The 21,055-nt window shown below is 75.3% G+C and carries 12 protein-coding genes and 1 pseudogene; 9 read left to right on the top strand and 4 right to left on the bottom strand.

Annotation, left to right across the window (positions count from 1 at the left end; genetic code table 11):
* From E6U81_RS38095 to E6U81_RS38080, 4 genes and pseudogenes are all read right to left on the bottom strand, one after another.
* Window positions 1–1,239 (bottom strand): annotated as a pseudogene (locus E6U81_RS38095) (hypothetical protein); the annotation flags it as partial.
* 5 nt (window positions 1,240–1,244) lie between these two features.
* Window positions 1,245–2,303, bottom strand: coding sequence for a hypothetical protein (locus E6U81_RS38090; protein WP_136234574.1), 1,059 nt, complete (start codon window positions 2,301–2,303; stop codon window positions 1,245–1,247).
* Between the two features lie 75 nt (window positions 2,304–2,378).
* Window positions 2,379–3,275, bottom strand: a complete 897-nt coding sequence (locus E6U81_RS38085; RefSeq protein ID WP_136234573.1) for a hypothetical protein — start codon at window positions 3,273–3,275, stop codon at window positions 2,379–2,381.
* 31 nt (window positions 3,276–3,306) lie between these two features.
* Entirely contained in the window at window positions 3,307–4,560 is a 1,254-nt protein-coding gene (locus tag E6U81_RS38080; protein ID WP_168714865.1) for an Hsp70 family protein, read from the bottom strand.
* 431 nt (window positions 4,561–4,991) lie between these two features.
* On the opposite strand from E6U81_RS38080, the gene E6U81_RS38075 reads away from it, so the two are divergent.
* The 9 genes from E6U81_RS38075 (at window position 4,992) to recQ (ending at window position 21,024) form a co-directional block, all read left to right on the top strand.
* Window positions 4,992–5,849, top strand: coding sequence for a Crp/Fnr family transcriptional regulator (locus E6U81_RS38075; RefSeq protein ID WP_168714864.1), 858 nt, complete (start codon window positions 4,992–4,994; stop codon window positions 5,847–5,849).
* A 112-nt stretch (window positions 5,850–5,961) separates the two neighbouring features.
* Window positions 5,962–7,677, top strand: a complete 1,716-nt coding sequence (locus tag E6U81_RS38070; protein ID WP_136234570.1) for a hypothetical protein — start codon at window positions 5,962–5,964, stop codon at window positions 7,675–7,677.
* On the top strand, window positions 7,674–8,234 hold the full coding sequence (locus tag E6U81_RS38065; protein WP_136234569.1) for a hypothetical protein: 561 nt from the start codon (window positions 7,674–7,676) through the stop codon (window positions 8,232–8,234). The genes E6U81_RS38070 and E6U81_RS38065 overlap by 4 nt, the downstream gene beginning before the upstream one ends.
* Before the next feature lie 63 nt (window positions 8,235–8,297).
* Complete coding sequence (locus E6U81_RS38060) at window positions 8,298–10,937, top strand: hypothetical protein (protein ID WP_136234568.1); 2,640 nt, start codon at window positions 8,298–8,300, stop codon at window positions 10,935–10,937.
* 1 nt (window position 10,938) lies between these two features.
* Complete coding sequence (locus E6U81_RS38055; RefSeq protein WP_136234567.1) at window positions 10,939–14,415, top strand: hypothetical protein; 3,477 nt, start codon at window positions 10,939–10,941, stop codon at window positions 14,413–14,415.
* Window positions 14,415–16,091 (top strand): hypothetical protein, encoded by a 1,677-nt coding sequence (locus E6U81_RS38050; protein ID WP_136234566.1) that lies wholly within the window; start codon window positions 14,415–14,417, stop codon window positions 16,089–16,091. The genes E6U81_RS38055 and E6U81_RS38050 overlap by 1 nt, the downstream gene beginning before the upstream one ends.
* Window positions 16,088–17,530: a hypothetical protein gene (locus tag E6U81_RS38045; protein ID WP_136234565.1), complete on the top strand. Its 1,443-nt coding sequence runs from the start codon at window positions 16,088–16,090 to the stop codon at window positions 17,528–17,530. Before E6U81_RS38050 ends, E6U81_RS38045 begins: the two co-directional genes overlap by 4 nt.
* Entirely contained in the window at window positions 17,527–18,891 is a 1,365-nt protein-coding gene (locus tag E6U81_RS38040; RefSeq protein ID WP_136234564.1) for a protein phosphatase 2C domain-containing protein, read from the top strand. Before E6U81_RS38045 ends, E6U81_RS38040 begins: the two co-directional genes overlap by 4 nt.
* Before the next feature lie 105 nt (window positions 18,892–18,996).
* Window positions 18,997–21,024 (top strand): DNA helicase RecQ, encoded by a 2,028-nt coding sequence (gene recQ, locus E6U81_RS38035; protein WP_136234563.1) that lies wholly within the window; start codon window positions 18,997–18,999, stop codon window positions 21,022–21,024.
* Window positions 21,025–21,055 lie beyond the last annotated feature (31 nt).

The raw sequence follows: 21,055 nt of genomic DNA, 5'->3' as shown, positions 1-21,055 counted from the left end.
GATCTGGCCGGCCGGCCCGCCGGAGGCGGGGGTTGCGCCCGGGTCCGGGCCCGGCGGTGGGCCTGCGGCTGCGCCGCCGGGGACGGCAGTGGCGCCCGGGCCCTCGGCGGCGGAGGGCCGCCCGGTGGTCGTGCGGGGCCCTGCGCCGGTGTCGTGGGCGGCCGGGGCAGCCGGGGGCGGGGCGGCGTCGGGGGGCGGGGTGCCGAGGGCGCCGAAGTAGCCTTCGAAGGAGGCCTGTTCGGCGTCCACGGCGTGGGCGCGGGCGAGGAGTCCCGGTGCCGGCGGCTCCGGCTGCTCGTACGCCGCGAGGCCCGTCAGGTGCGGCTGACGGCGGGTACCGCGCTGCTGGGCGGGCCGGGTGCGGGCGGCAGGCCGCGGCCGGTCGTCGGGGCGGTCCCCGTCGACCACGGAACGCAACACGTCGCCCATCCGGGACAGGAAGCTCTTGCCCTCCTTCTCCCGTGGGTGGCGCACCGGCTTCGGCGGCCGATCGGCGGCCCGGGCCGGCACCGGCGGGGCCGTGTGCGGCGCCCGGCGGTACTCGGTGACGTCCGCGCAGCAGGAGTGCGTGAGGCCCGGCTCGCGGGCGTCGCGCGACTGCTGCCAGCCGGTGGTCAGCACGCAGTCCGCCATCGGCCCGGCGGCGAGTGCGGCGTCCCACAGGCCCGCCGCCTGCTCCACCGGCAGCAGGTGGACGTCCGCGGGGTGGGCCGGCGGCCAGCGCAGCGCCGCCGTCGGGTCGGCCGGCCGCACGCCCTGCCCCCAGGGGGCCGGCTCCGGAGTGCTGGGGAGCGTCACCGCGTCCCGTTCCCGGGCGACGTCCCAGACCGGGCCGGCCCAGGCCCGGTAGGTGGCGGCGGCCCAGTGGGGAAAGGACGCCTCCAGCTCGGCGAGGCCCGGCAGGCCGTGCGGCACCGCCCGCTCGGGGTGGTGCCAGCCGACGAAGCCGTAGAGCGGCCTTCCGTGCTCGTCGTACGCCATCTCGGGCCCCAGCAGCGGCATCCGGCAGGCGGCGCCGACCAGGACGCCGTGCGCGCCCCGGTCGAGGACGAAGCGGGGCCCGGCGTCGAGCCGCGTACCGCCGGAGACCACGGCGAGGACCGTGCGTCCGAGCGGTCCCCCGGGGCTCGCCCCCTCGACCCCTTCGGGCAGGGCCCGCCACCAGCGGTCGATCCGGTACGTACGGCCGTAGACGACGGCCGACCAGCCGCCGTGCGCTCCGGTGCTCTCCCTCGGCATCGCCGTCAGCCGATCTGGAGCTTGCCGGAGCGGTAGACGGGCATGTTCCGCAGTTCCTCGACCAGTTGCTCCGCCCGGACGCGCGCGGCCGTGACCCGTGCCTGCGCCTCGTCGTGCAGTTCCTTGCCCGCGGCGATCTCGGCGTCCTTCCGGCTGATCTCGTTCCGCCTGAAGAAGTTCTTGATCAGGCCGCCGCTGCGCAGCCCGGCCAGCTCCTGCGCCTGGTCGTCGAGCTGCCGCTCGACGGCGCGCACGTGTTCCTCGCCGTGGCGGACGATGCCCTCGTCGAGGTAGTGCAACAGGGCGAAGATCATGGGGTGGTGCAGGTTCTGCGGGTCGACGAGCGTCGGGTCCACGGTGACGGCGGAGGCGTCGCCGAAGCTGCCGAGCTGGACGGGGCAGAGCATCGCCGTGACACCTTCGGAGTCGATGACCTTGACCAGCTTGGACAGGTTGCGCGCGGTCTTCTCCAGGGCCTCGTGGGTGGGCAGTCCGGAGATCTCCGCCAGCAGGTCGGCCTTGGTGACGAGCACGACGATCGAGGGTGCGGGTTCGCCCCGCTGCCTGCGTCGGTCGCAGAGGTTGGAGATGGCCCGGGAGAAGCGGGCGATCTTCATGGGGTCGGTGGCGGGGTTGAGGTGGGCCGGGGTGTCGTCGGCGACCCAGCGGCCCACGTGCTGCCCGTCCAGGACGAGGAAGATGCTGTCGGAGCGGTCCAGGCGTTCGGCCAGGGCGGCGACGTCGGCGGGAGAGCCTTCGCCACCGCGCTGGGTGGCCGCGCCGCCGCGGAAGTCCTGGCAGTCGAAGTCGACCAGCGAGGTCACGCCGTGCCGCAGGACGAACTCGTAGTCGATCGGGACCTCGCTGTTCGGTGCCGGCAGGCTGCCGTCCGCGCACAGTTCCTCCCAGGCCTCGGCGAGGTCGAGGTCGGTGTCCGGGTCGGTGGCGTACATGAAGTAGCCGCGCAGTCCCATCGAGAGGGTGGCGTACATGCCGAGGAGGTACGTGGTCTTGCCGGAGCCCTGGGCGCCCAGCATGGTCATGGTGATCCGGTGGTCGCTCATGCGTGGTGTTCTCCCGTTTCGGTGGCGCGGTGCGGACACGGGGTGCGAAGGCGGAGGGCACGGGGGCAGGGGCGCTCAGAAGCAGAGGACCCCGTCCAGCAGGCCTGCGAGCCGTTCGGCCGGTTCGAAGAGGGGTTCCAGGCGCTCGTACTCGGCCTGCGCGGCACGCTCGTGACGGGCGCTGATCTCGGCCCAGGAGCTCTCCTCCTTCCACCAGCTGGAGATCCGGTCCCAGGCGGTGTCGTTGGCGGCGGCGCGGCGGGCGGAGGCGAGGGACTCCTCGATGGAGGAGTGCAGGGCCAGACCACGGCCGACGATCCCGTGGTGCAGGCTCCACAGCACCGGCACGGCGACGTTGACCGGATCGGGGCCGCAGGCCACCAGCGCCACGGCGCCGCGCAGGTGCTGGGTCCGGGCCACTCCGGCGATCAGGCCGTCGAAGGGCTCCACGAGCCGGTCCAGCAGTCCGGGCCGGTCCAGGTCGAGCAGGTCGCTCTTGGTGAACGCCAGGACGAGCGGGGTGAGTTGGTCGCCGCGGGCCTCCAGCGCCCGCTGCACCAGGACGGTCATCCGGCGCGTGTAGCGGTCGGACCCGTTGTCGGTCAGGAGCCGGTGGGCGTCGACGAACACGACGATGCCCTGGGCCTCGACGAGGTCCTGCTGGAGCTGCCCGGCCTGCACGCTCTCGGCCTGGCGTTCCGTCAGGGCACCGCCGCGGTAGTCGCGCCAGCGGAAGGGCAGGACGTCGCGGCCCTGGTACTGCAGGACGAACTCGAAGACCTGGCGCCTGCTGCTCATGTCGGGGTAGCGGCCGCGCAGCACGGCCTCGGCGGCGGAGGTCAGCGCGCCGTGGACGAGGACGTCGTCGGTGCGCAGGCTGAAGCCCTGGATGCCGTCGCGCATCGCGGCGTACATGAGTGAGACGTAGGTGGTCTTGCCGGCCGCGCTGTGGCCCAGCATCACGATGTCCATCGGGCTCCCTCGGGATCCGGGAAAGCGGTTCTCAGGGCTGCGGCGTGAAGCGGAAGCCCAGGTCGCCGTCGGGGTTCAGATAGCGCCGGACGCGCCCGCCCTGGGCTGCCGCGCCGTCCGCGTACGCCGGCCGGGCGGCCCGCGCCGGCCCGGGCGGGAGCGTCGCCGGCAGCACGGCCAGGGCGCCGAGGACGACGGCGGACTTGGGGTCGGCGGTGAGCAGCGGCAGCCGGCCGGTCCGCTCGGCGATCAGGTCGGACACCCGGGGGGTACGGCTGGCCCCGCCGGTCAGGACGATCTCGTGCACGTCCGCGTCGTCGATCCCGGCGTCCGCGATGGTGGCGGCGAGCAGCTCGTAGCTGCGGTCGAGCAGGGGTTCGGCGGCGGCGCGGTACTCGTGCGCGCGGATCAGGAAGGGCTGCGGGTAGCCGGGTACCGCGATGTCCACGGAACCGGTCTGCGAGAGGGCCTCGCGCGCCGCCGTCAGCTCCCGCCCGAGTGCGGCCCGCTGGGCGGCGGCCGGGGGCCCGGGGTCCTCCCAGAGGGTGTGCCAGGGGTCGGGGTCGCGGTCGGCGGCCCGTTCGCCGAGGAGGTCGCGCAGGCACTCGTCGAGGTCCTCGCCGCCGAGGTGGGGGTCGCCGCCGATGGCGACGGTGTCGAAGCCGTCGGCGGTGCGGCGCAGGACCGCGGTGTCGAAGGTGCCGCCGCCGAGGTCGTAGACGGCGACGGCGCCGCCGTCGGGCACCGCGTGGACCTGGGCGTGGTGCAGTGCGGCCGCCACGGGCTCGGGCAGGAAGCCGGGGCCGGCGATACCCGCACGCTCGGCGGCCTCGGCGAGCCTGCCGCGTTCGGCGGTTCCCCAGCGGGCCGGGTGGGTGAGGACGGTACGGGCCGGCGGGCGGCCGTCGTGCGCGGCGCGGGCCTCGGCGTACACGCGGCGCAGGACCGCGGCGGCCAGTTCCGCGGCGGGCACCGACCGGCCGCCCAGCAGCACCGCGGACTGGCGTGCCAGGGCCCGTTTGGGGGCGCGTTCGGCCTGGTCGGGATGGTGCGCGGCGCGCTGCTGCGCGGCCCGGCCGGTGAGGAGGGCGCCGCTGTCGTCCAGGCAGACCAGGGCCGGGAGGCAGCGGCTGTTCTCGATTTCCAGGGAGCGGGGTCCGACGCCGCCGACGGCGGCCTCGTCCCCGAACGTGGCCGCCGTGGTGAAACAGGTGCCGAAGTCGACGGCGAGCGACCACTCCCGCTCCCCTCGCCCCGCGCGGGCGGTGCCCCTGCCGTTGGCCACAACTCCCCCTGGGTGACGTCGTCCCGCTCCCTGGCCCGGCACACCCCGCGCCGGGAGCCCCATCGTGGGCCGTCGGCGTCGTCGAGAACCGGTCAGGTGAGGTAATGCGGGCATCCGCAGGTGCCGAGCGGGTTCCGGGCGCGCCGGAGATCTGCCACCGCGACAAAGTGACTGGTGAGTAGGCGAGTTGGGGCGGGCGGCGGCCTGTGGTGCGGTTGGGGAATGTCTCGCTCCACCCGCCCGAAGCGTTGCCTTCTCCGGTCTGTCCATCTCATCCCCGGACAACTTCTGCGTGCGCTAGGTTCCTCGCACTGGCACCGCCCCGTGCACGAGCGGGCGTGAAAGCCGAGGGGGCTCCCATGCGCATGCACACACCATCCAGTTCCAGGAACCACACGACGGCCGTGAGTCGTTGGCCCCAGGGCACACTCATGGCCAATCTGGCCGCCGACGACCGCGAAACGCTGATCGGCCTCGGCCGGGTCGTCACGTACGGGGTCGGGGAGACCCTCATACGGGAGGGAGGACCCGAGACGACGGCCCTGCTGATCACCTCGGGCTGCGTGAAGGTCTTCGGCGGCGCCGAGGACGGCGCCACCGTGCTGCTGGCCCTGCGGGTGCACGGCGAGATCGTCGGCGAGATCTCCGCGCTGGACGGGCAGCCGCGGTCCGCGACGGTGGTGGCGGTCCGGCGCACCGCCACCCGGGTCCTGACCGCCGCCGCGTTCCGCTCCTTCTTACGGGGGAGCCCGACCGCGGCGGAGGTCGTGCAGCGGTCGGTGGCGGGCAAGCTGCGCGGTGCCACGCGCCACCGCATCGACTCCAGCAGCGGTACGGCCACGGTCCGACTCGCCCGCACCCTCGACAACCTGGTACGCAGCTACGCGCGCTCCGTCCCCGGAGGTCTGCGGATCGACGTACCGCTGAGCCACGCGGACCTCGCCGCCCTCGCCGGGATATCCGACGCCAGTGTGCAGCGCGCCCTGCGCAGCCTGCGCGCCGCCGGAGCCGTGGCCACCAAGTACCGGGGGGTCGTCGTCCGCGAGCCCGGCATCCTGCGGGCCATTGCCGGGCAGAGCGGCTGGCCCGCCGCCGACGAGAACCTGCTCCCGGGGATCCCCACGCCGCGCGGTCCCCGGCCGCCCCGGCCCAAGCGGCCGCCGCTGGAACCCCGCCCGCCGCGCGCCGAGCAGGCCACCGGCCCCTACAGCGCGCCCCTGGCCCCCCGCGGCCCGGCGCCCGCTCCGCCGCCGCCTGGCGAGGACGGCTCGCTGTCCGACACGGGCTGAAGCTTCCCGCCCCCGCGCACTGTGTCCGAAAATGCGTCACCTGACCAATTCTCATGAGGCTCCCACGGCGACAGTGGTCCGCGACGGCCAACGCGAGTGGGGGGTTGGTGTGGTGACACAACGCAGATTCGGACTCTCTGCCTGGCACGCCCGGGAGCGGAAGCCGGCCCGACCGTCCGTCGCGCCCGGCCCGACCCACCGCGATCCGCAGGCGCTCGCCGCAGAGCTGCGGGAGCTGGCCGCCCATCCGCGGGCCGGCTCCCACCGCGCCGCGCTGGGGGAGCTGGCGGACGCGGTGGCGCGCGGCTCCGGCCTGGAGGTCTGGGCGGGCGGCGGCCTGGTCGCGGCGTACGGCGGACCCGACGCCCTGGCACCGGGTCCGGACGAGGACGCCGCACGGGGCCGCTTATTGGGCGCCCTGCCGACGGTCCTGGTGTTCGTACCGCTGCTGATCACCTGGTTCGGGCTGGGCGCCGCCGCCTGGGCGTACCAGCGGATGCGGGACTCGGGCAGTACGGCGCAGGGCTCCTTCCTGACGCTGTGGCAGCAGGGCTTCGACGGACGGCTGTGGCCGGTGCTGCGCTTCGACATGATGGCGCTGTGGACGGTCCTTGCCCTGTCCGCGCTGGCCACGGCGACCTTGATGCGGCACCGCTGGGAGGAGCGGGACGAGAGCGAACGCCGGCTGCTGTCCCAGCGGCTGTCCGGGGCGCTCGCGCAGACCCAGGCGCTGGCGGCCGGCGCCGCAGCGGCCTCGCCCGGACGGTTCGCGGCCGAACTGCAGGGTGCGGCCGAGCGGCTGCGCGCGCTGCTGGGCCAGGCCGCGACCGTCCAGCAGTGCGCCCGGGACCTGGTCGTCCAGGCGGACGGCGCGACCGGCCGCAGCGTCGCCGCCACGGCCGCGCTCGACTCCGCCGCTGAGGCGCTGCTCTCGGGGACCGCACAGATGCGTGCCTCGGCACAGAGCGCCTCGGCGGCGGCGGAACAGGTGGCGGCCGGGAGCCGGCTGCTGGCGGAGAGCGTGGACTCGGCCGTCGCAGCCCTGCGTACGTCGGTGGCCGATTCCTTCGTGACCGCCGGGCGGGACGCGGCGGGCCTCATCGGCGCCGCCGGGGAGTCCGTCGCCTCCCGGTTCGACACGGTCGCGGCGGCGGCCGAGGCTCGGGGAGCCGATGTCGCCGGGCACGCGGCCGCGTCGATGGACCGCGTGGGCCGGGAGGTCCGCGACGCGCTGACGGCGGCGCGCGGCTCCTTCGCCGAGTCGACGCAACTGCTGGGCTCGGCCGTGGACGGCCTGGACCGCTCGCTGACCGCGCTGCCCTCCTCGCTGGAGTCCTCCGCGTCCGAGGGGGCCGAGCGGATCGGCATGGCCTACGAGCTCGCGGTCGCCGCCCTGGCCGCCTCGCTGCGCGGGGAGGTGCGCGCCGTCGCGGCGGAACTGGCGGACCGTATGGATGAGTTGCGGGAGGTCGCGGCGGACCGGCAGGCGGCGGAGCACGGCCTGTCGGCCGGGCGCCGACGGCAGGAGGCCGAACTGGGCTCCGCGGTGGCGGAGTTCCACGACACGCTCCGCACGCTGACCAAGGCACTGCGGGAGGCGGGCCTCGCGGTCGCGGACGGCGCGCGGGAGCCGGGTGCCCGGGTCGCCGCCGAAGCGGTGGGGGACACCGCGGCCGCCCCGGGCCGCGACCGGAACCACCCTGCGGGGGCGGGCACCGGCCCACCCGGCACCGACGGCCGCGGCCCGCTACGGGGCGGTCCGCCCTCGGACCGCGGCCCGGAGCACGGCGCGCGCCCGGCCGGGGACGACCGGGAGGGGGTGCGGTGAGCCGGGAGCCGGGGCGTCCGGGCGGTACCTATCTCGCCGGTTGGCTGTTCGCGGACCTGCTGCTGGTGATCGTGCTCGTGGTCCTCGGCAGCGAGGTTCCGGCGGCCGCCCCGGACCCGCACCCGTCGCCGACGGCCACGGCCACGGCCGCTCCGGATCCGTCGCACAGCCCCTCCCCCACCCCCTCGGACACCGCCCGCCCCGGCGGGCTCGACCCGGTCACCGTCTCGGTCGGCGTCCGCCTCGACCCCGACGCCCTGATCGCGGGCCGCCCCTCGGAGACCGCCGCACTCACCCGCCAGGTCAACGAGGAGATCAAGCGCTACGAGGGCCGCACCGCGGCCTTCGTGATGGTCTTCGGCACCGTCCGCTCCGGCGGCGCCGTCGACACCGGCCGAAGCGACGCGTACGCCACGGCCGTGGCCCGGCAACTGCCCCAGGCCGCACCGCGGTTCTTCCCCCCGTACTCGGAGAAGATCATCCGCGGCTACCACGACAGCGGCCAGGCCATCCCCTCCGGCACCGCGCGGATCGAGCTCTTCTTCCTGCTGTCCTGACCGGACACCCCCTCAGCAGCCCGGCAGCCGGGCGGCCCGACAGCCTCGACGGAGTGGAACGCTGTGACCTCCACGACGAACAACCTCAGCCTCACCGACCTCCGGCTCTTCGCCCAGCAGACGCTGACCATGCTCAGCGAGCAGGACGTCCCCGACACACCCGAGGCGCACGCGTCACGGGACCGGGTCCAGGCCCTGGCCGGCGAACTCGCCTCCCGGCTCGACGCACCGGTCACCATCGGCGTGGTCGGGGAGTACTCCGTGGGCAAGTCCCTCCTCCTCGGCACCCTGCTGGGCAGGCCCGACCTGCTGCCCGTCGAGGCCTCCCCCAGCACGGGCAACATCACGGTGCTGGAGCTGACGCGCGGCGCCCCGGGCAGCACCACGGCCGTCTCCTCGACGACCGACATCACCTTCCTCGACGAGGAGCGGCTCGCCGCCTGCGTGGGCGCCATCCTCGGCGAGCTCATCGCCACCGTGGACGCCAAGCACCCGCAGCTCGGCGCCCGCGAGATGCTCGGCGGCTACAACCCGGTCACCGACCCGCGCGGCTGGGCGCCCTTCGAGGCCTGGTACCCGCGGCTGTGGCCGTCGGGCACCGGCCCGGTCGCCTTCGAGACGATCTCGGCGGCGCACCGCGACGCCGTCACCGAGCTGTGCCGGATCCGCGACGCCGCGCTCAGCCAGCAGGACCTGCTGGGCAAGCCCATCGGGGTGGCGACGGAGTCGATCCGTGCGGCCCTGGTGCTGGAGGCGGCCCGGCGCACCCCGCAGACGCCCCCCAAACGCAACGTGCAGCCCTTCGACATGGCGCAGCTGAAGCAGGAGAAGACCGCGCCGGACGCGCTGCGCCGGGCGTTCCCGCTGATCGAGCGGGTGACGCAAGCGGTCACGCTGTCCCCGGACCACTGGGACATCGGCGGGCTGACCGCCGAGGAGCACTCCGTGCGGCTCCTGGACTTCCCCGGCATCGGGGCGGCCGGCTCCTACGGCCGGGACACTTTCCTGAGCCGCCGCGAGCTGGTGAACGTCCACACGATCCTGCTGGTGCTCAGCGCCTCGCGGGCGGAGTCCAAGGGCGCCTCCGCGTTCTGGGACATGCTCACCGAGGACGGGCGGCAGCCGCAGGCCCTGGCCAGTGCCGCGCTGGTCGCCGCGAACGCCTTCGACCTGGCGAAGCCCCCGGCGCTCAGCCAGTACCCCGACGGCCCCCTGCCGCTGGAGAAGCTGCTGCCCCACGCCGCCGAGATCAACGGCGTCCACGTCTACGGCAACAAGTTCGTGGCGCGGCGCGAGGACGGCATCGTCGTGGTGTCCTCGATCGGCGCCATCCGCGCGCACCAGCTGTCCTACACCCGGACCTCCCCCGAGACCAGGGACCGGATCAGCGCCGCGCTGCGCGACCTGGATCCGCCGGGCACCCGCCGGTGGGAGCCGATCGCGGCCCGGCTGGCGGCGGCCGAACCGGACAACGCGTGGACGCCGCGGCTGCGCGCGTACGACGAGGACGGCGGCATCACCCGGCTGCGCACCCTGATCGTGCAGCACGTACGGCGCCACGGGGTCGCCCAGAAGCTGGAGCGGGCGCAGAGCTCCCACCACAAGCTGACGCGCGAACTCGCCGTGCTGCGCGGCCACGTACGGCGCGCGGGCGGCGGCAGCCGGTCGGAGGAGTACCGGGAGCTGTCGCGGAAGCTGACCGAGTTCCGCAGGCTGCTCGACCGCATGCTGCCGGCCCTGCACGCGCTGCGCGACGACGGCCCGCCGGGCGGAGCCGACGGCGGGTCCGACGCGCGGGAGGCGGGCGGGCGGCCGCCGCAGCGCGGCGAGACCGCCGAGGCGGTGCGCGACGAGGTGTTCGACTGGCGGGAGTGGCAGGAACTGCTGAGCCGGGCCGAACGCGACCGGCACCACCTGGTCCCCCGCAGCGAACCACCGTCCAACCAGGGCATCCGGCTCATCGTACGTCCCACCCACGCGGCGGGCGCCCGCACGGCGGCGGGCTCCGGAACCGGCGGCGACAGCGCCTCCGCGGACTCCACCGAGGCCTTCCTGGACAAGTTCCGTTCGCTGATCGAGCGCCGTACGGACGAGGGCCGGGACCAGCTGCGCGCCTGGTTCGAGAACTGGGCGGCGTACTGGCGCGAGGAGTTCGGGCCGCTGCGTGCCTGGATGGCCGAGGAGGCCACCGACGCCGCGCTCACCGAGTTGTTCACGCGGCTGCGCGGCAGCACGCAGAAGGCCGACCACCAGCTGAACCACCTGTGGACGGCGCTGGATCCGGTCATGGCAACCGAGCGGATCACCGACCTGCTGTCCGCGCCAGGTCCCACGCCCGAGGAGCAGCGGGCCCGGTTCCCGGCCCGGTCCCCGCACGCCCTGCCGTGGCACCACCGGATGCCGCTGCTCGACCCGCAGTCCGAGGAGCGCGAGCGGCATCCCCGGTCGGTGGTGCAGCTGCGCCAGAACACGGCGGACGCGGCCGCCCGGCTGGTCACCGAGTACCTGGGGCGCACCCTCGCCCGGATCGAGAAGGACCTCGTCGCCCTGTACACGAAGGCCGGCGAGTACCTGCCCACCGAGACGGAAGTGCGCCCACCGCGGCCGTCCTTCCCCTCCCCCTCCGCGGCCCACGACGGCGAGGAGGGGCCCGAGCCCGACCAGCCCATCGACGTCCTCGTCCGAGCCTGGAGCACCGACTGACATGAGCGCCGCACTGAACATCACCTTCCGCGCCCCGCACACCGGCGCCGACTCCGGCGTGGTCCCGCTGGGCCGCAAGCACTTCCGCCTCTACGCGGGCCCCGACGGCATACCGCTGCCCGAGGTCGTCCTGGAACAGGACCAGGAGGGCGGCGGCCCCGCGGTCGTCACGGTCCACCTGCCCGCCCGGATCGAGGTACGGGCCGAGAGCGGGAGCCTGATCCCCGCCCAGCTGGCCTACGCGCTCCAGGCCTGCTGGGTGCCGCAGGAGTTCGCCCCGATCACCGTGGACGGGCCGCGGACCCTGTCCGCCGAGGCGCTGCTGCCGACGTCGCTGGTCCATCCCGACACCGGGCCGGCGGTCGCCCCGGACGGCGAGCCGCTGCGGCTGGACGTCTACTGGAGCGTCGACTACGCCGGTTCCCAGGGTGCCGAGACGGCGCACGGCGCGGTCATGCTGGAGTTCGCCCCGCCCGGCGAACGGCCCGGCCCGGCCCCGCAGGCACCGCAGGAGGACGACCTCCTGCGGCTGCGGGAACTGGCCGGCACCGGCCATCAGCACGAGTTCGTCGTCGTGGACTTCGGTACGACCGCGTCGACGGCGACCCTGCACGACGAGAAGAAGGTCAAGCAACGGCTGGTCGACCCGGCCCAGGTGGCCGCGCTGTCCGCGATGCTGGCGGACCTGCTCGGGCCGCCCGCCGACGCACCGCCCGAATGGCGCGACGAGGTACGGGCGCTGCTCGCCGGCACCGTCACGCTGCCGCGCGAGGACGGCACCGGGACGACGGGGAGCACGGTACTGGCGCGGGTGGCGGAGCCGGGGGCCGCCGACGCGCTGATGCTGCGCGTGGAGAGCATCCGCCAGCAGGCCGGACCGGAGCTGCGGCGGTGGCTCAACCGGCGGCTGCACGCCGGATACGCGGCGGTGATCGGCACCCCGCCGCTGGAACGCCATGGCGTCCGGCCGGTCGGATTCCCGGACGGCCACACCGGACGGCGCACCCACGCCCCGGCCAGCTCGATGCTGGAGGTGGACTATCCCGGCGGGGCGGTCCCCGAGGACCCCCGGGCGCGGCGCTTCGAGCTGTGCGGAGACGACACCCGCGGTCTGACGGGGATCAAGCGGGCGGCCCTCCAGCTCAAGCCGGAGCCGGTGGCGGGCAGCGACCTGTCCGCCGACCACCTCGCGCAGCACATGTACTGGCTGCTGGTGGAGGGCGCCGAGGAGGCCACGTACAACGAGGCGCTGGGCACGATCAGCCGGGTGCCCACCGTCGTGGTGACCTATCCGACCACGATCCTGCCCGAGGTCAAGGACCGGCTGAAGGAGCTGGTCGGCCGCGCCCTGGGCGGCCCGATGACCGTCATGGACTACGACGAGGGCCTCGCCGCCGGGCTGTACTTCCTGATGCGGGACCTGACCGACGACCTCAATGCGGGTCTGGAGGCGCTGCGGGCGCGGTGCCGCCGGGTCGGGGACGATCCGCCGACCTGGCACCGCATCATGCTGGTGATCGACATCGGAGGCGGCACCACCGACATCGCGCTGCTGCGGCTGACGCTGGTCGACCAGACCCCCGAGCTCACCGAGGAGCAGGAGTTCGTCGCGGGCCGCAACTACCGGCTGGAGCCCGAGCTGCTCGGTTCCACGGGCCATGAACGGCTGGGCGGGGACCTGCTGACGCTCCAGGTGCTGTACTGGATCAAGGCCCGCCTGGTGGACGAGCTGCGCTCCCCCGGCCAGGAGCCCGACGACGGCGCGCAGGAGCAGGCGGATGCGTCGGCGGCCGGTGCCGCGCCGCGGGTGGAGCGGCGCGCGCTCGCCGAGGCCGTCGCCGAGCAGGCCGCGGACCAGCTGGACACCATCGTCTCCGACGGCATCCGGCAGATCCTGTCCGACTGCCTGCCCACGGACTGGGCAGGGGTCGTCGATCAGGCGGAACGGGAGGCCCGCTACACCCGCTTCCGGCTGCTGTGGCGGCTCGCCGAGCGCAAGAAGCGCGAACTGGGCGCGCCGGGGGCGGCGGACGCCGTCCTCAAGCACGAGGACGTCGACGCGATCCTGCGGGCCGCTCCGCACACCCTGGGCGCCGTGCGCGGCCCGATCACCCTCGACGCGGGCGAGTTCCGCACGCTGATGCGGCCCGTGCTGCGGCGGGCGGCGAAGCTGGGCGCGGACCTGGTGCGCGGATCGTTCCGGCGGATCCACGAGGAGAACGCGCTGCGCGTGGAGCGGGGCCTGGACCCGCTGCCGGAGCCGGTGCTCGACCAAGTGGTGCTGTCGGGGCGCACCAGCTCCCTGGAACAGCTCCAGGAGCAGGTCGTCGCGGCACTGCGCCAGGACGAGGCGGACGGCAGGACGGGGCTGGGCTGGCACGAGGCCACGGAGCTGTCGGTCGAGCGGGAGTTCGCCAAGCAGGCCACCTCCCTCGGCGCCGCGTGGGCGCACTCGGTCCGCAACCGCGCCGGCCAGATCGAGCACAACGACAACAGGAGCGGACGCACCGGCGGTTCCGTCAGGATGAGCGATCTGGACATCAGGCTCCAGGGGCTCTTCTCCAGTCTGCCCTGCGACTTCGGGCCGGTCGGGCAGATGGGGCGGGTCAATCCGCTGCTCTGGGCGGGCGATCCCTTCATCGAGCTGGACTCCTCGGGCCGGCTCGGGGTGCGTACGGGGTGGAACCCGCTGAGCCGGGTCGTCGAGCTGCACCGCGACATCGGCTCCGGGGACTCCATCCAGTGGGGCGTGTTCGACCTCGCGCTGACGGCGAAGGCGGAGAACTTCACTCCGCTCGAATCGGTGTGGCGCCCGCCGAGCGGCAGCGGTCGCGGGGTCCGCTACCGGATCGAGATGGACCACCGGCTGGTCGCGTCGATCCTGCTGTGCAACGGGCCGGCCCATCTGCTGGTGGGCGGGCTGGGGTTGGAACTCGACGGGCTCGTACCGGGTCTGTCCTTCGACCCCGAGCTGCCGGGGTGCTCGGTGCCCGGCCGGATCTGCGTCGCGACGGGGGTGGACGAGGACGGGGTACGCCGGCTGGTCGAGGTGTTCCCGGCGACGGGTCCGTCCGGGCCCGCCGGCGACGGGAGCGAGCAGGCGGCCGCCGCCGGCTATCTGCCGGAGTCCTTCCACGACACCGCCGACGCCGACGAGCTGCCGCTGCCGGGCCGGGTCGCGGCGATCCCGGTCCCGCCGCTGGAGGCCAACCACACGTATACGTACGAGTTCCACCTGGACCGGGGGGACGGCGACCCGGTGTTCCTGGGCCGCCTGAGCGCGGCGCAGCAGGGCCGTCACCACGCCACCCTCGACGCCCGGGGACGGCTGCGGGTGCACCGCGGCGTGGTGCCGTACGTGCCCGCCGAGACGCTGCGCGAGGTGCAGCGGTATCCCGGGCGGGTGCTGGGGCGGCGGATGGATCCGCCGCTGAGCGACTTCAACCACCACTGGGACCCCAACAGCGGGAGGCACTGATGAGCGGCGCGGCCGGGAGTGACGCAGGCGTGCCGGCGGGCGCGCTCGGGGCGGGGCTGAGCGGGTTCGCGGAGGCGGCGGGCGTGGTGCTGGCCACGCCGTCGGAGTGCCGTGAGGTGATGCTCGGTGCGTTGGGCAGGTGCTGGGAGGAGTTGCGGTGGGTGGGCCGCCACCTCCAGCCGTACGCGGACGATCCGGCAGAGGTCTTCGACCGCTTCGAAACGGCACGGGCTTCGCTGGAGCGGCTCCTGTGGGCGGCGGGAGCCGCCGGCCCGGCGCGGGCCGGCGGGATGCCGACCGCGGCGCAGGCACCCGCTCCGGCGGAGGTGGAGGTGGAGGCCGAGGCGGGGACGCGGACGGCGGACCGGGCGGTCGAGGCCGCCGCCGGTCTCGTGGAGGCCGGGGTGGGCGGCGTGCGGACCGGGGCCGGGGCGGGCATGGCCGTACCGGCGTCGGGGGACCTCTCCCCGGCGGCCCCGCCGGGCACTCGGCCACTGCCCGGCGACGACGGGACGGAGGCGGCTGCGGCTGCGGCTGCGGACGAGGACGAGGAGGAGCGGGGGGCGGGCGAAGCACCGCCGGCCCCGGCCGGTGCGGGTCCGGCGAAGCCGGCCACGGGCGGGAAGACCCCCGGCCCGGACCCGGCCGGAGCCGGCGGCGGGGTCGCGCCGGCGCGGGCCGAGCCACCCGCCGACCCGCTGGCCGGCATCGCCGACGCGCTCGGCGCCCTCGAGGCCAAGCTCCTCGCCGAGCAGATCGGCCTCCTGCCCCGCACACCGCCGTCCGCCGCGATCAGGCCTCCCGCCACCACCGCCGATCGCATCGCGGGCACCTGGCAGCGCATCCACATGGCTCTGCTCCGGCTGCCCGCCCACCTCCGCGACGAGTGGCGCGCCCAGGCCCGCGAGACCGCCGCGGCCGCCGGCCTGGCCGTCACCGCCGAGGACTGCCGGGATCCGGACGTGATCGTGCCCGGACTGCCGCAGGGCCTCTGCTCGGCCGAACGCATCCCGCTCGTCGTCGCCGCCCCCGGTGCGGCCGCCGCCGGTGTCCGCGAGGAGATCCACCACGAGCTCGGCACCTCGCCCGGCACCCTCCTGGACCTGCCGCCCTCCGACCCCCGGCCGATCTGGGCCGTACGGGCCGAGCAGGCGCTCCGTCTGGTCGACCTGGACCCCGAACTCCACGTCGCCGTCTTCGTCGAGGACCAGCCGTCCAGCCTGTCCTCGCAGGAGGCGCGGCTGCGCTACCGCCTGCACCTGTACCGGCTCCTCGCCACGGCGGGCTCGTCGCAGGCGGACGGCTGGCCCGCCGACAGCCGGCTCGGCGCCGCCCACGAGCTCGACATGGTCCTCGGCGGGCTGGTGCACAAGCGGCCCGCCGCCCTCGACAGTTGGTGGTGGCAGTGGCGCGCCGGTGTCTCGGAGATCCTCGCGCCGCTGGCCGAGCGCGCCCGGTACGAGCTCGTGCCCAAGGCCTTCTCGAAGTGGACCCGGCTGGACGTCGACGCCTACACCGTCAAGAACTCCGTGTCGGGGCAGAGCGCGGAGCCGTTGGTGCAGTGGGTGCTGTGGACTCCGCTGAAGCCCGCGGGCGGAGCCTCCCGGGCGAACGAACGCAAGGGCCGGATTGTCATGCGTCCGCAGCCGCAGTACGGACGGCAGGCCTCCCCGTGAACGCCGCCACGACGGGGCGCTCCGGGGCGGACCACCGGGCCCGGCAGGTCGGCGAGCTGCTCGGCGCGTCCGCGACGGGCCGTGCCAACGGGCTCTCGCCGCAGCTCGTGGCCGACCTCGCGGACGCGTACGACGGCGACGGCCGGACACCCGTCACCGTGCGCGTGGCCGTGCTGCGCGTGGGCATCGGGCCGGGGCCCGCGCAACGGCTGGTACCGCTCCTGACCGGGGTCCGCCCGCCGGGACCGCCCGGCGCGGACGACGTCGTACCGCTCACCTGCGTGCACGAGCCCTCCGACCTGCCGCAGCTGCGGCTCGCCGAGGCACAGGTGCGGGCGCTGAACCGGCTGGCGAGGATGCTGGCCCGGCCCGAGCACCTCGACCGGGCACCACTGGCCCGGCACGGCACTGCCGCCTGGCTGCGCGTGCGGGCGGCGCAGCGGCGGCGGGCGTTCTTCCGCCCCCGGTACGTGGGCCAGGAAGCGGTGGAACGGGCCTGGCGGCGGATCCAGGACGTCACGGCGGCGGGGGCCGGCCCGGCTCCCGGCCCGGCCGGCGAGGTGCTGGCCGTCCCAGTGCGCCACCCGGCCCTGTTCCACGGTGATCCGCTGCCCTGGCCGGCCGTGGGCGCCGACGCCGACGGCCGCGGCCGCATCGAGGTGACCGACCTGCCCGTGCCGCCGGGCGGCGGGCCGTCGGCCCACGTGGCGGAGGTACTGGACGCCGCGCACCTGGTGCTGGCCGCCGTCCCGGCCACCGCGCTGGCGGGCCGGGAGCCGCTGCCGGCCCCGTTCCGGAGCCTGCTGGAGCGGGCACGCCCGGGCGGGGACCGGGCCGAGGCGGTGCTCGTCGCGATCACCGCCGGGCGGCGCGGCCCCGGTGCGACGGCCGCGCTGGGCGGCTGGCTGCGGGGCCGGACTCCGGTGGCCGTGGGGCCCGCGGCGCGGGACCTGGCCGTGTACGCCGTCGCGGTCCCCGAGGCGGAGCACGCGCTGCGGATCCTGCGCCGCCCGCAGGGCCGGCCCGCGACGGCGGTGGAACAGGCCCGGGCGGACTGGGAGATGTCCGGGATGCCCGAGCTGCGCACTGCGGTGCTGGAGCCCGCGCTGGACCGGGTGGCCCGGACCGGGAGGGAGCTGACGCGGCGTCGCTTCCGTGCCGCGCTCCACGGCGTGCGGCTCGACTCCCGCCGGCCGGCGGACGCCCGGCCGACCGGGGCCGGGGCCGGGGCCGGCGAGGACGACGCCGAGCGTCTGTGGGAGGAACTGGAGGCCTTCGCCGCGGGGCCGCTGGCGCAGCGGGCCGTGCGACGGTTCGCGCCGCCCGGCGTGCTGCCCTCCTCCGCCGCCCCCACCGGAGCCTCCACCACCGACACCGACACCGACGCCGACACCGATGCCCAGGATCCGTTCGACTCTCGGGGAGCCACATCGCCATGACCACCACGACCTGGCTGATCATCCTCCTGGTGCTGTCCGTCGTCGCGAACGTCGCGCTCACGGCGCGGCTGACCGCCCGGCGGCGCGCACGGCCGGCCCTGTCCCCGGCCACCGCCGTGACGGACTCGCCGCAGACCCTGCGCGAGCTGGAGACCACCCGCCTGGAGCTGGATCAGGCCCGCCGGGCCGCGGACCACGCGACCGGCCTGGTGCAGGGCCGCGATCTCGAACTCGGCCGGGTCCGCGGGCTGCTCGCGCAGGCCCGGGCCCAGACGGCCGACGCGGCCGCCGCCGCGGAGGAGTCCCTCGCACTGCGCAAGGAACGCGAGGAGCTCCTCGCGCGGCTGCGTGAGCTGGAGGAGGACGTGCGGCGGCGGTCACGCGAACGCGACGACTCCCAGGCCCAGGCCCTGGCCCGGATCCACGAACTGGAGCGGCGCCTGGCGGAGGCCGAGGACCGCGCCGAGGGCCCGCTGGGCCCCGAACCCGTCTCCCCGGCGATCCCCCGGCAGCTGCCGGTGGGACGGGACACGACCGCCGACAGCAGCGTGGACGGCGCCGACCTCGGGCCGGTGGTGGTGCGGGCCGCTTCGGCGCGCGGCGACCGCGCGCGGCACGACGGCGAGCACCGGCGCGACGCGGTCCTCCTGCGCTTCGCCGAGGAGATCCCCGCGCCGACGCTGCTCAGCGCGGTGGCGGCGGGCAGTCCGCGCGGCCGCTGGTCGCAGTCGGCGGCCGACCGCGCCTGCCGGAGCCTGGCCACGCAGGTCGGCCGGTACGGGGAGGGGCTGGGCCGTGCGCTGTACGGGCCCGACGGCGACGACGGCGCTCTCGGCGCCCTGCTGCGTACGGCGCTGCAGGGCGTCGCGCACTCGATGCGGCTGGTAACCCGGGGCGAGGGCCCGGGCGGCGAGGCCGACGACGCGGCGATCGAGGTGGCGCTGACCGGGCTGCTGACCCGGCTGGGCGACGGCCGGGAACGCGAGCACCTGGCCTTCGGCATCGGCGACGGCGCGCTGCTGCGGCTGCGGGACGGGGAGTGGAGCACGGTGTTCACGCCGGGGGATTCGGCTCCGCACCGCACCCTGCGGCTGCCCGCCGACGCCGCGCGGGTCGGCTGGGAGCGGCTGACCACGCTGCCCGGCGACGTGCTCGCGGTGTGCAGTCCGCCGATGGCCGAGCTGCTGCTGCGCGATGACGCCGGTCCGTGGTTCGCGGCCCGGTGGGCGGGCCGGCAGCCGTACCTGACCTCGTTCCTGTCGGAGGTGAACGTGCCGGTCCGGTCCACGGGCGGCGACCGTTCCGTGGTCTGCCTGTGGGACTTCGGCGACGCCCGGGAGGCCCGGTCGGCGACGCCCTGACGCCCCGGGTCCGAGCCCCGCCGCAGGCCTCGCCGCACGCCTCGGCCGCACGCCGGGTTCCGCGGGCGGACCCGGCGTGTCGGCGGGTGCCGTTAGGCTTCACGGATGGCCCTTCCGGACACTTCCCCCGAGACCTCCGACGCTCTGCAGGTACTGCACCGCGTGTTCGGATACAGCTCTTTCCGCGGCGAGCAGCAGGAGATCATCGAGCAGGTGGTCAGCGGCGGCGACGCGCTCGTGCTGATGCCGACCGGCGGCGGCAAGTCGCTCTGCTACCAGATCCCGGCGCTGGTCAGAGAAGGCACGGGCGTCGTGATCTCGCCGTTGATCGCGCTGATGCAGGACCAGGTGAACGCGCTCAACGCGCTCGGGGTGCGGGCCGGATTCCTCAACTCCACGCAGGACCCGTACGAGCGGCAGGCCGTCGAGCAGGCCTTCCTCGGCGACGAGCTGGACCTGCTGTACCTGGCCCCCGAGCGGCTGCGCACCGAGAGCGCCCAGCGGCTGCTCGACCGGGGCACGGTGTCGGTCTTCGCGATCGACGAGGCGCACTGCGTCGCCCAGTGGGGCCACGACTTCCGGCCCGACTACCTCGCGCTGTCCATGCTGCACGAGCGCTGGCCGAAGGTGCCGCGGATCGCGCTGACGGCGACGGCCACCGAGGCCACGCATGCCGAGATCGTGTCGCGGCTCGGCCTGGAGGACGCCCGGCACTTCGTCGCCAGCTTCGACCGGCCGAACATCCAGTACCGCATCGTCGGGAAGAACAACCCGCTCAAGCAGCTGCTGGAGCTGATCCGGACCGAGCACGCCGGGGACGCCGGAGTCGTCTACTGCCTCTCCCGTGCCTCGGTGGAGAAGACCGCCGCCGCGCTGGTGGAGCAGGGCATCGACGCCGTGCCGTACCACGCCGGGATGGACGCCCGGGCGCGCGCGGCGAACCAGGCGCGCTTCCTGCGGGAGGAGGGGGTCGTGGTGGTGGCGACGATCGCCTTCGGCATGGGCATCGACAAGCCGGACGTGCGTTTCGTGGCACACCTCGACCTGCCGAAGTCGGTCGAGGGCTACTACCAGGAGACCGGCCGCGCCGGGCGCGACGGCGAGCCGGCCACGGCGTGGCTGGCGTACGGCCTGCAGGACGTGGTCCAGCAGCGCAAGCTCATCGACGGATCCGAGGGCGACGAGGCGCACCGCCGCTCGCTGGGCATGCACCTGGACGCCATGCTGGCGCTGTGCGAGACGGTCGAGTGCCGCCGGGTGCGGCTGCTGGCCTACTTCGGGCAGACGGGCACGGCCTGCGGCAACTGCGACACGTGTCTGACGCCGTCCGAGTCCTGGGACGGGACGGTCGCCGCGCAGAAGCTGCTGTCGACCGTGTGGCGGCTGGCGAAGGAACGGCGGCAGAAGTTCGGCGCCGGCCAGATCATCGACATCCTGCAGGGCAAGAAGACGGCCAAGGTCATCCAGTTCGACCACGACGCGCTCTCGGTGTTCGGCGTCGGGGCGGACCTGGGCGCCGCGGAGTGGCGGGGCGTCGTGCGCCAGCTGCTGGCGCAGCGGCTGCTGGCCGTGGAGGGCGACTACGGGACGCTGGTGCTGACGGAGGACAGCGGCGAGGTGCTGGGCGGTCGCCGCAGCGTCCCGATGCGGAAGGAGAAGGCGCCGGCCGGTCCGTCCCGCAAGGAGCCCGGTTCGCGCTCGGGGAAGGGCGCCCGCGTGCCGGTCGACCTGCCGGCCGCGGCCGAGCCGGTCTTCCTGGCCCTGCGCGCCTGGCGGGCCGAGACGGCGAAGGAGCAGGGCGTGCCGGCGTACGTCGTCTTCCACGACGCGACGCTGCGGGAGATCGCGACGCTGCTGCCCTCCACGGTGGAGGAGCTGGGCACCATCGGCGGCGTCGGCGAGGCCAAGCTCGCCAAGTACGCCGAGGGTGTCCTGGCCACTCTGGCGGGGTGCGACGCCGGCGTTCCCGGCCCCGGCCCGGCGCCCGAGGCCGAGTCCGTCGCCCCGGCTCCCTCAGGTCCGGCGCGCGCGGCGGCCGCTCCGGCGGCGCGGTCCGCGGCGCCGGAGCACGACGAGCCGCCCTTCGACCTGGACGAGACGGATCCGCCGCCGTGGGACGACGACTGGCAGTAGCGTCACGCCGGATCGCAACAGGCATGCGGAA

It is taken from the genome of Streptomyces sp. A0592 (genome assembly GCF_004795115.1).
GTDB lineage: Bacteria > Actinomycetota > Actinomycetes > Streptomycetales > Streptomycetaceae > Streptomyces > Streptomyces erythrochromogenes.
Note: the sequence above shows the minus strand (reverse complement) of the source record. Positions and strands in the feature narration are given on the sequence as shown.

Coding starts and splice junctions, on each gene's coding strand:
- recQ (WP_136234563.1), top strand. CDS start 18,997: ATGGCCCTTCCGGACACTTCCCCCGAGACCTCCGACGCTCTGCAGGTA.
- E6U81_RS38085 (WP_136234573.1), bottom strand. CDS start 3,275: ATGGACATCGTGATGCTGGGCCACAGCGCGGCCGGCAAGACCACCTAC.
- E6U81_RS38075 (WP_168714864.1), top strand. CDS start 4,992: ATGGCCAATCTGGCCGCCGACGACCGCGAAACGCTGATCGGCCTCGGC.
- E6U81_RS38050 (WP_136234566.1), top strand. CDS start 14,415: ATGAGCGGCGCGGCCGGGAGTGACGCAGGCGTGCCGGCGGGCGCGCTC.
- E6U81_RS38040 (WP_136234564.1), top strand. CDS start 17,527: ATGACCACCACGACCTGGCTGATCATCCTCCTGGTGCTGTCCGTCGTC.
- E6U81_RS38055 (WP_136234567.1), top strand. CDS start 10,939: ATGAGCGCCGCACTGAACATCACCTTCCGCGCCCCGCACACCGGCGCC.
- E6U81_RS38090 (WP_136234574.1), bottom strand. CDS start 2,303: ATGAGCGACCACCGGATCACCATGACCATGCTGGGCGCCCAGGGCTCC.